An 8,997-nucleotide genomic window follows, 5' to 3' on the forward strand; every position below is an offset into this window, starting at 1 on the left:
TGGTCATCAATGTAATGCACTCATTCTGGGTCCCGGAGGATACCGCTTCAGTGATTACTGGCGTATGGGTCTACCCTTAGAGATTATTATTGTGGCTGTGGGTACACCACTGATCTTGCATTATTGGCCGTTATGAAAAAAACAAAAGAAGAAAATTTAATTCCAATTCAAGAATATGAGGCTTTGTCCGGTGGGTCCCCCAGTCGAGGCATTACTTCACCATGGGTGCCGATAACTGAATTAGCCGTCTTTTAACCTACAGCACGCCGGAGTGCGTTGCGCATCTCTCATTACAAAGCATTGTACAGTGACAACGGTACTAGTTAAGTTTGAGCCGTCCCCATGAATAGAGAAATCTCCAGAGACGACTTCTCAGAATTCACCGAACTCGCCACGCGCTGGAGTGATATGGACTCCGTGGGGCATATCAACAACGCTACATTCCTGTCTTATTTCGAGACTACCCGCATAGGATATCTTTCCAGCTTCGGCTTCACTGAGAATAAGTTCATTGTTGCTTCCATAAAGATTGATTATCTAAAACAGCTCGATCATCCCGCAAGGCTCACCATCGGTCAGAAGATCAGTCGTGTGGGCAACAAGAGCTTCGACGTACTGGCAGCGGTGTTCAGAGAAGATGAGACCGATCCCATCGCCGCGTCAGTCACGACCGTCGTCTCTTTTGATTACGAGACGCAAGAGACGATTCCTGTTCCTGATGTAATCAGAGAGAAGCTCGACGCATGATCGTTGAGACGTATCAGTCATCGGGAAGTCCCGCAAGGGCCATCATCGGCCTTCACGGTTGGACGGGAGATGAATTCTCCATGCAGCCGGTAGCTAAGAAGCTCAAGATCGAGGAGAGCAAATGGTTCATGCCGCGGGCGCCGTACGACGCCGATACGGGCAACGGTTACACATGGTTCAGCGGATCTGATGAGGAGGGGTGGCGATATCAGCGGACTATGGATATGATGCCGCGCCTGCTTTCAGAAGTTGCTGAGGAAGGATTCACCGCTCAGGAGACATTTCTTGTGGGGTTTTCCATGGGAGCGGGTCTCGCCCTGCTGACGGCGGCCGCACTGCCGTACGCTATCGGCGGCGTTATCGCTATTGCCGGATTTGTGAAGAATCCTGACTTTCTGGCTTCCCTTATGACTGACGAGAGTAAGGCGACTCCCATTGTGATAATCCAAGGATCGGAAGACGATATTGTGACGCCTGAAAGGTCGAAAGCTACATTTGAACTGTTACAATCTCTCGGATATGATGTTCGCTACGAAGAGTACGATACGGGACACAAAGTTCCGGCTGACGCAATCACTCTTATGCGGGACTTTATCAAGGATGAAGTGCCTTCCATGGAGAAAAGAGTATCAATGAGTTAGAATGTTGAATTTTATTCTATACTGTTCTAATATCCGGGCAAACTGAAGAAGGAGTGGATAATGAGTGCGAAAGCGAAGGAACAAGAAATAGGATATGTTTCGACCTATTTCCGTAAGATCAACGTAGCGGGTATTGAAATCACGAAAGGGAGTCTTGAAGTAGGTGATACCATTCATATCAAGGGACATACTTCGGACTTTACCGAAACCGTAAAGTCAATGCAGATTGAACACGACTCGGTAGAAAAGGTTAAGAAGGGCAACAGTATCGGGCTCAAAGTGTCTGACGTAGTTCGCAGGCACGACAAGGTCTACAAAGTTACGCAAGCGTAGTCTTTCTTTTTCAGCTTCAATTCCGGAGGAAATATGAAACGACTGGATGGTAAGACTGCCGTTGTTACGGGTAATTCGCGCGGCATAGGCCCTTATATATCGAGGACTCTGGCGCGGGAAGGGGTGACGATCGTAGGTGTGGCGCGGTCGGAAGACGGGCTGGCTGCAACACAGCGCGAGATAGAGGCGGAGGGGGGCAAGTGTTACTCAATCGCTGAAGATCTGTCGCAGGTCTCATCAATTCCCCAGGTGATAGAAAGAGCGGTGGAACTGGCCGGCGAAATCGATATTCTGGTGAATAATGCGGGACGCGAGAAATATCAGTATTTCCATGAAAACAGGGACGGTGATATTGCCGCCATCCTTGACGTAAATCTTTATGCGCCTATGGAGCTGACTCGTCTGCTTCTGCCAGGGATGCTGGAATGCGGTGGACATGTTGTGAACGTGGCATCCCTAGGGGGAAAGAAGGGGATTGGGTACAATTCTATCTATTCCGCCAGCAAGGCGGGAATGATCATGTGGAGCGACGGTCTGCGGCAGGAGTTACGCGGAACGAAGGTCGGTATTTCTGTTATCTGTCCCGGTTACATCAGCGATGAGGGGATGTTCGCGGATGGTGGTATAGATGCACCGGCACTGCTCGGGACTTCTTCACCTCAGAAAGTGGCCAATGCCGTTCTCGACGCCATTCTCAAGGGAAAGCCGGAGATTATTGTTAATAACGGCCCTATGCGGCCGCTCCTCGCCATCGGACAACTCTTTCCTTCGTTTGCCGATGCGGTTGTAAGATGGTTCGGTGTCCCTGAGCTGAGTCGGAAGAGGATCGAATCCGAGTAGACCTGTCAGGTCTGCATCACGAATCAGCCTTCAGCTTCTCCCGTTGAGCTCTCAGCTTCCTGTTGATTTCGATAATTTTAGGATTCCCTTCGCACCACGGCGGCAGGTTGTCCCAGTCCGGGATGCCGTCATCGACGAGGTGACCTGATTTCAGATTTCTGGGATAGTCCTTTGTCACCACACCGCCAGCAATGATAACCAGCAAATCTGATTCATCAGAAGCCTTTAGAGCTCGTCTTGCCTGAGGTGAAACCTTCACGAAGTCACCGGGACGCAGATCGATGTCCTCATCTTCAATGCGGATGATTCCCGAGCCGCCGAGGACAATATAGACCTCCTCCTGTTCCTCGTGACTGTGCATGAAGGTGTAACCTCTTCTCTTGGGGATATTGGCTATTCCGAGGGCAACGCCGTGGAGGTTCAGCTCCTCTCGTAACATGCTCAGCCACGGTGGCGGATCGTCAAAATTGACGTTCATTCTGTCATACATCTTTTCCTCCGATTTATTCACAATCGTATTCTCGGTACACACGCCCCAATCTGTTGGGGTAGAAAAACTATGCCAAAAGTAGTTCGTTCACCACTTTTTTGTTTGTCCTCGTTTGTGATTTATCGCATGGGAGTGTACATTGTTCATATGCATAAATGTTAGTGGAAGGAGATAGCGATGAGCAATACGATGACCCGGCGTGAATGGATGGCAAGCGCAGGCCTCGCCGCCGGAGGAACAGTACTGGCGGGGTATGGGGGAGTGGCACGTGCCGCCACGGCGGTGACGCCTAAGAGTGGTTCACCCATTCGCATGATGTACAACGAGAATCCTTACGCCCCGTCGCAGGTGGCAAGGCGCGCTATGCGAAACGCATTTGACGAAGCGAACCTCTATGCCATGCGGGAGGCGGCAGGTGAACTCAAGCAACTCATCGCCGGTCAAGTCGGTCTGAAGCCTGAAAACATACTCATAGGTGCCGGTTCCACCGAAATCCTCAACGTGGCGGGATTGGCTTATGGTATGGGCGGCGGAGAGATCGTTTCTCCTCATCCTACCTTTGAGGTGATGAACCGCTACGGTAAGACTATTGGCGCCAATGTCATTCGTGTCCCTCTGCGGGATGATTACGAGATGGACCTGGGGGCTATGCGCGGCGCCGTAACGGAGAAGACGACGCTCATCTATGTCTGCAATCCCAACAATCCCACGGGCACCATCATACCGGACCGCGAGCTGCGGCCGTTCTGCCGCGAGATGTCCGAAAAGGCGCTGGTTTTTATCGACGAAGCGTACCACGAGTACGTGAGCCATCCCGCTTACAGCAGCCTGGTGGAGCTGGTGAAGGAAGGCAGGAATGTCATCGTTTCGCGGACGGCGTCTAAGGTCCACGGTCTGGCGGGTCTGCGTGTCGGCTTCGGCTTTGCCCGGCCCGATATCGTGGAAAACCTTCAGCCGAAGATGACGGGCACGCTCAATATGATGGGACTGAGGGCGGCGCTAGCGAGCTATCGTGATCAGCGCTTTCAGCAGTACAGCCGCGAAAAAAACGAAGAGGCGAAGCAGATCGTCATGGATGCTCTGGACCGGATGGGAAGGGAGTACGCCCGATCCGACACCAATTTCATCTTCTTTCACACCGGCGTTCCCATCAGCCAATTCCAGGCCGCTATGGAGGCGCGCGGAATCCGGGTCGGTCGTCCGTTCCCGCCGTACCTCGACTGGTGCCGCCTGAGCATGGCTAGACCGCGAGAGATGGAGCTGTTTGCGGAAAAAGTGACGGAGGTGCTGTGAGAGGAAGGCGGAGCCTTGGGGTGTATCTGTATCAGATTCGCGCAGGGACTTTTCCCAAGTGAAGAGAATGGTTATCTTGAAATAAGGATTGTGGTGAGGAAACTCACTCTACTACTGCCGATCCTGTTTTTCAGTTGCAATCAAAATCCTGTTGACGAGGTTGTGATGAGCGAGGTAGAGCGCGAGAATGAAGATCTAGGTCAGCTGGTCACGATTGTTGACGGCTATATGGACAGGATTTCCTATCATGCTGGTGAAACGGCATACGTGTATGTGAACGCCAGCGAGAAAGTTGAAAACGGAATCGTGAAGCTCTTCTCTGTTAATGGGGTCGCGATAGACAGCATAAAGACTTCCGCCAAGCCGCAGACCATGACCGGTAGCGCACCGTGGGCGAACGGGTACGGCTATGAGCTTACATTCGAATACGAAATCCCTGACTTGCCGAGCGGCGTGTACGAATGGGAAGGCAATATCACATTCATCGTGAAATCAAATCAAAACGAAGTGGACGCCGTTGTAGTCTATCCCAGCAACACACTCAATGCGTACACCACCAGTGGCGGCAAATCTCTCTACAAACCTGAAGGGGAGCAAGCCGTGATGGTCTCTTTCCAGCGACCCATGAATGCTTCGGATGACTATCACCGAGCTTTCTTTGAATGGCTGAGTGATCAGAGTCAGTATCATATCGGATATCTGTGCGACATGGATATGGACGACTACAGCGAACTTGAGAGATCGAGGCTGCTCGTCATCACGGGACACAGCGAGTACTGGACAAGAAAGGCAAGGGAGAACTTTGACAGATTTGTTGATTCGGGCAATGACGCCATCGTGCTGTCGGGCAATACCATGTGGTGGCAGGTACGTTACAACGATGAGAGGAATCAGCTAATCTGTTACAAAGAAGAATCGGATGACCCCACAAGCGACAGTGAGCTGAAGACAATCAGGTGGGCAGACAGTCAATTGAACTACTCCATTGTGAACAGCATAGGAGCCGATTTTGATCACGGAGGCTACGGAAACAGGGAAGACGATGGTTGGGACGGTTACAGGATTGTCGCTGAAGAATCGCCTCTGCTGGAAGGGTTGGCACTTGAGCGGGGAGACTTGATCGTCCTGCCGACAAACGAGTATGACGGCGCCCCTGTCATGTCGTTTGATGAGAGCGGATTTCCGGTACTGTCGCAAGATTCGAAAGGCTCCCATCGCACGGGGCTTATCGGGTTTGATCTCACCGTCAACCGATACGGACGCGAAGGTGTCGGGACCTTTATTGTTTTCCAGGAGGCGGAGACGTCCGGAATTGTCATAAACGCCGCCAGCATGAACTGGTGCGGCGAAGCGGGGATAGCAGGACAGGACGGCGACAAGATTCAGAGAATCACACTCAACATGTTCGACAAGCTGCTGGTTGGTTCGGAGCTGTTTGGTGGGAATTAAATCACTGCAACGACGACGTCCTAATCAGCTCCCATGAGCAAGCCCCAGTAGGAATAGAATAGAATAAGCGACGTTACGGTCAGACAGCAGGTGCCGAGACCGGAAAGCTTGCGCGACTGTTGAAAGTTTTCTGTTCTTTTGGCCTTATACAGGTTTTTAAAGTCGACAGTTTCACCTCTTTTTTTAGCTTCCCGCTTGCACAGAATTGACCTGATCCAGAACTGAGGGATTTCTTTTATGGTGAGGGCGTTCAACCCGTTACTCCGCGCTTTAATCAAGACAGGGTGTTCGCAAGCTGCAGGTAGTTCTTCAGCTAGTTCCTCCTGGGCGGAAGTGATTGTGAAGATGGATAGAATTGCGAGGAGTACGAACTTCATGAGGTATTGTTACCAGCCTACCACTGCACCGAATCTTATAAATGGTTTTGTCAGATCAATAGCCCCCGAGATTCCGCTGCCACTGTCGCTTTTCCATTTACCGCCGTCAAATTTTGCTCTCAAGTAACCGATATTACCTTCAACCGCCAGGAAGGACATGAGGTACATCCTGACACCAACCCATGAGTAGAGACCGAATGCACTGTTCTTGAAGCCTGCCTCGGCAGTGGTGGAGAGGCCAAACTTTGATGTTTTCGTAGTGATGTCTTTTTGCAGGAATTCCGCTTTGCCCAGTACGGGTGCCACCCCGAAGTTGGCTTCGAACAGTTTGAAGAAAGTAAAGAATGCCTCTGCTGAGATCCCCCGTAAAGCCATCGGTAGGACGAAGTTATCGGAAGACTTATTTGGCAGTATGTAACTCGAAACCTTCAGATAGCCGATACGAAAGGAGGGATAAACCTGAACCGAGATGCTGTAGTTCAGCGGCATCCAGAATGAACTGATGGCCGTCAGGTCCGAATCGGCAATGGCTGTATTGAAATTTGAGGGATCGGGAAAACTGACGCCTACACCTAGACCGGCATTATATTTGAACTGCGCGCATAATGGCGTTGACAACAGGATGGTAACCGCCAATAGAAGCATATAGGCACGCAAATTACTGGATCTGTTCATTGATTGTCCGGTCATATCGATGACGAGACGCTCCGATTCAGGTTCCGCAAAGACTATTATTGTTTTGCTGCATACGAATGAAAAGCGATGAGGATTTACCTACTTCGTAACGCTTAGTCTGTCTAAATTAAATTTCACATCGGTCAAAACCAAATGAAGTTCTGTTTACTACTGTTTGTTCTAAAGTTCACCCTGGCGGCGGCACCACTGCGGCATGAGATTGTATTCATCGGTGGCGAATTGGCTGTCGGCCGCGTGTCGGAAATCGGGGAAGATACACTGCGCTTTCAATCGCGCGGCAGTGATGAAGAACAAGATATCCTGCTTGATAGCGTCCTCTACGTGCATAACAACGCTGGAAAACTTTTCTATGTCTCCAAAAAGTTAAGGAAATTTGTTAACAGGGCGACAGGCAGAGGTGGGGTCATCACCACCGTAGATGGTGATGAGTTTCCATATACCCGTCTCGATGAAGAACTGTTTATGTACACGCCGAAACTTGTCTATTTTGCTTCCGACACGAGCCTCCGGCAGACGGTGAATCTGGAAAAGATCCACAAGGTCAGGATCGATCATACCCTTTCGGAATATGCGGTCAAAAAGGGTGCCCTTGCCGGTACCGGTCTGACGGTACTGCGTTTTCTGCTCAACTTCAAGGCGCTGAAGGAATTCTTTAATTTCAGTAAAGTGTTCAACACTGCCTGGGGTCTCTATCCGGACCTTGTGACTCACACGCCGGTCATCAGCATCGGCTGGCTGGTGTATGACTACTTCAAGGGAGAAAGGGAGCTGATACTCAATCCTACCGAGTCGTTCCGGGTAACGCTGAAAGAGTGACCAAAACTAACCTCAGCGGGCTTTCCAGGGAGGAACTGGTCACTTTCTGCACCTCGCTGGAAGAATCTAACTACCGCGCCGGCCAGATCTTCAGCTGGATTCACGCTAAACTGGTGTCATCTTTCGCTGAAATGACTGATCTGTCGATCTCTTGCCGTGCCAGATTGGAGGAAGTGGCCGTGCTGGAGAACCTCACTCTAATCTCTATCCAGGATTCCACCCAGACATCGGCGCGCAAGTTTCTCTTCGAACTGTTTGACGGCGCCCGTATTGAATCGGTATACCTGCCCGACAGCGGCCGTCACACTGTCTGTCTTTCGTCACAGGTGGGGTGCCCCCTCGATTGCAGCTTCTGTGCCACTGGAAAGATGGGATTCATTCGCAACCTCACCGCGGCAGAGATTATGGCACAGCTCATTTGCATTCAGAAAGAGGTGGATGAGCGAATTTCAAACGTCGTCTTCATGGGAATGGGCGAGCCGTTGCTGAACTACGATGCAGTCGTGAAGGCTGCCTCTCTTATCAATGATAAGAACGGATTTGCTATTGGTGCAAGGAAGATTATCATCTCCACCGCCGGCATCGTCAGCAATATTGTCCGCTTTGCCGATGAGGGTCATCGTTTCGGACTCGCCTTCAGCCTCAACGCCACTGGTGAAGCATCCCGTTCGGCTGTTATGCCCATAACGAAAAAGTATACCCTCGCTGACTGCCTGGATGCCCTCAGTTACTACAGCAAGAAATTGCGCCGCCAGGTGACGCTGGAATATATCCTCATGAACGGCGTCAACGATTCAGACGAGGATGCCCGACGATTAAGTTCTTTCACACGTCGGCTGAAGTGCAAATTGAACATAATCCCGTACAATCCAATTCCCGGCGACGCGGCGAAGCGACCGACAAAAGAAGAACTGAATACCTTTGTAAAGAAACTACTGCCTTCCAAGTCGATCGTAACGGTACGGTGGAGCCAGGGAAGTGATATCAGTGCCGCTTGCGGACAGCTATATTCCCAGATTAAGCGCGGGACTGCCAGAAAGCAGATGGAAGAAACTTCGGCCGCGTCGTAAATTGTGACTAATTATTGAGGTGAATCATGTCTGATATCAAGATTTACACGACCACCTGGTGACCACATTGCAAGGCGGCCAAGAGGTTCTTGGCGCAAAAAGAGGTGGAATTCGAAGAGGTAAATATTAAAGAGGCCGGTATGAGTCGCGAAGATCTTTACACTGTCACCGGCGGCCGTTCAGTACCCCAGATCGTTATAGATGGTAAATCCATCGGAGGCTATGATGATATGATGGCGCTGGAG

11 protein-coding genes are annotated in these 8,997 nt (G+C 50.8%); 8 read left to right on the forward strand and 3 right to left on the reverse strand.

Features of this window, described 5'->3' with window-relative positions:
- The first annotated feature begins 342 nt into the window (after positions 1–342).
- The 4 genes from QF669_06365 to QF669_06380 are packed head-to-tail and all read left to right on the forward strand — an operon-like array spanning position 343 to position 2,561.
- Positions 343–747 (forward strand): thioesterase family protein, encoded by a 405-nt coding sequence (locus tag QF669_06365; GenBank protein ID MDP6457053.1) that lies wholly within the window; start codon positions 343–345, stop codon positions 745–747.
- Positions 744–1,388: a dienelactone hydrolase family protein gene (locus QF669_06370; protein ID MDP6457054.1), complete on the forward strand. Its 645-nt coding sequence runs from the start codon at positions 744–746 to the stop codon at positions 1,386–1,388. The genes QF669_06365 and QF669_06370 overlap by 4 nt, the downstream gene beginning before the upstream one ends.
- Before the next feature lie 60 nt (positions 1,389–1,448).
- Entirely contained in the window at positions 1,449–1,721 is a 273-nt protein-coding gene (locus tag QF669_06375; GenBank protein MDP6457055.1) for a hypothetical protein, read from the forward strand.
- 33 nt (positions 1,722–1,754) lie between these two features.
- On the forward strand, positions 1,755–2,561 hold the full coding sequence (locus QF669_06380) for an SDR family NAD(P)-dependent oxidoreductase (GenBank protein MDP6457056.1): 807 nt from the start codon (positions 1,755–1,757) through the stop codon (positions 2,559–2,561).
- Positions 2,562–2,577: 16 nt separating this feature from the next.
- Here QF669_06380 and QF669_06385 read toward each other — a convergent pair whose 3' ends face one another.
- A complete protein-coding gene (locus tag QF669_06385) occupies positions 2,578–3,051 on the reverse strand; it encodes a cupin domain-containing protein (GenBank protein ID MDP6457057.1) in 474 nt (157 codons plus the stop codon).
- Positions 3,052–3,228: 177 nt separating this feature from the next.
- On the opposite strand from QF669_06385, the gene QF669_06390 reads away from it, so the two are divergent.
- On the forward strand, positions 3,229–4,344 hold the full coding sequence (locus QF669_06390; GenBank protein ID MDP6457058.1) for a histidinol-phosphate transaminase: 1,116 nt from the start codon (positions 3,229–3,231) through the stop codon (positions 4,342–4,344).
- A 15-nt stretch (positions 4,345–4,359) separates the two neighbouring features.
- Positions 4,360–5,793, forward strand: a complete 1,434-nt coding sequence (locus QF669_06395) for a hypothetical protein (GenBank protein MDP6457059.1) — start codon at positions 4,360–4,362, stop codon at positions 5,791–5,793.
- Positions 5,794–5,813: 20 nt separating this feature from the next.
- Here QF669_06395 and QF669_06400 read toward each other — a convergent pair whose 3' ends face one another.
- Positions 5,814–6,170 carry a hypothetical protein gene (locus QF669_06400; protein MDP6457060.1) on the reverse strand — a complete coding sequence of 119 codons (357 nt, stop codon included), beginning with the start codon at positions 6,168–6,170 and terminating at the stop codon, positions 5,814–5,816.
- 9 nt (positions 6,171–6,179) lie between these two features.
- Positions 6,180–6,845, reverse strand: coding sequence for a hypothetical protein (locus QF669_06405; GenBank protein MDP6457061.1), 666 nt, complete (start codon positions 6,843–6,845; stop codon positions 6,180–6,182).
- Between the two features lie 153 nt (positions 6,846–6,998).
- On the opposite strand from QF669_06405, the gene QF669_06410 reads away from it, so the two are divergent.
- Positions 6,999–7,682, forward strand: a complete 684-nt coding sequence (locus QF669_06410) for a hypothetical protein (protein MDP6457062.1) — start codon at positions 6,999–7,001, stop codon at positions 7,680–7,682.
- Positions 7,679–8,752 (forward strand): 23S rRNA (adenine(2503)-C(2))-methyltransferase RlmN, encoded by a 1,074-nt coding sequence (rlmN, locus tag QF669_06415; GenBank protein MDP6457063.1) that lies wholly within the window; start codon positions 7,679–7,681, stop codon positions 8,750–8,752. The genes QF669_06410 and rlmN overlap by 4 nt, the downstream gene beginning before the upstream one ends.
- The last annotated feature ends 245 nt before the right edge of the window (positions 8,753–8,997 follow it).

Source organism: Candidatus Neomarinimicrobiota bacterium, from assembly GCA_030743815.1.
In the GTDB taxonomy this organism is placed as follows: domain Bacteria; phylum Fidelibacterota; class Marinisomatia; order Marinisomatales; family S15-B10; genus UBA2146.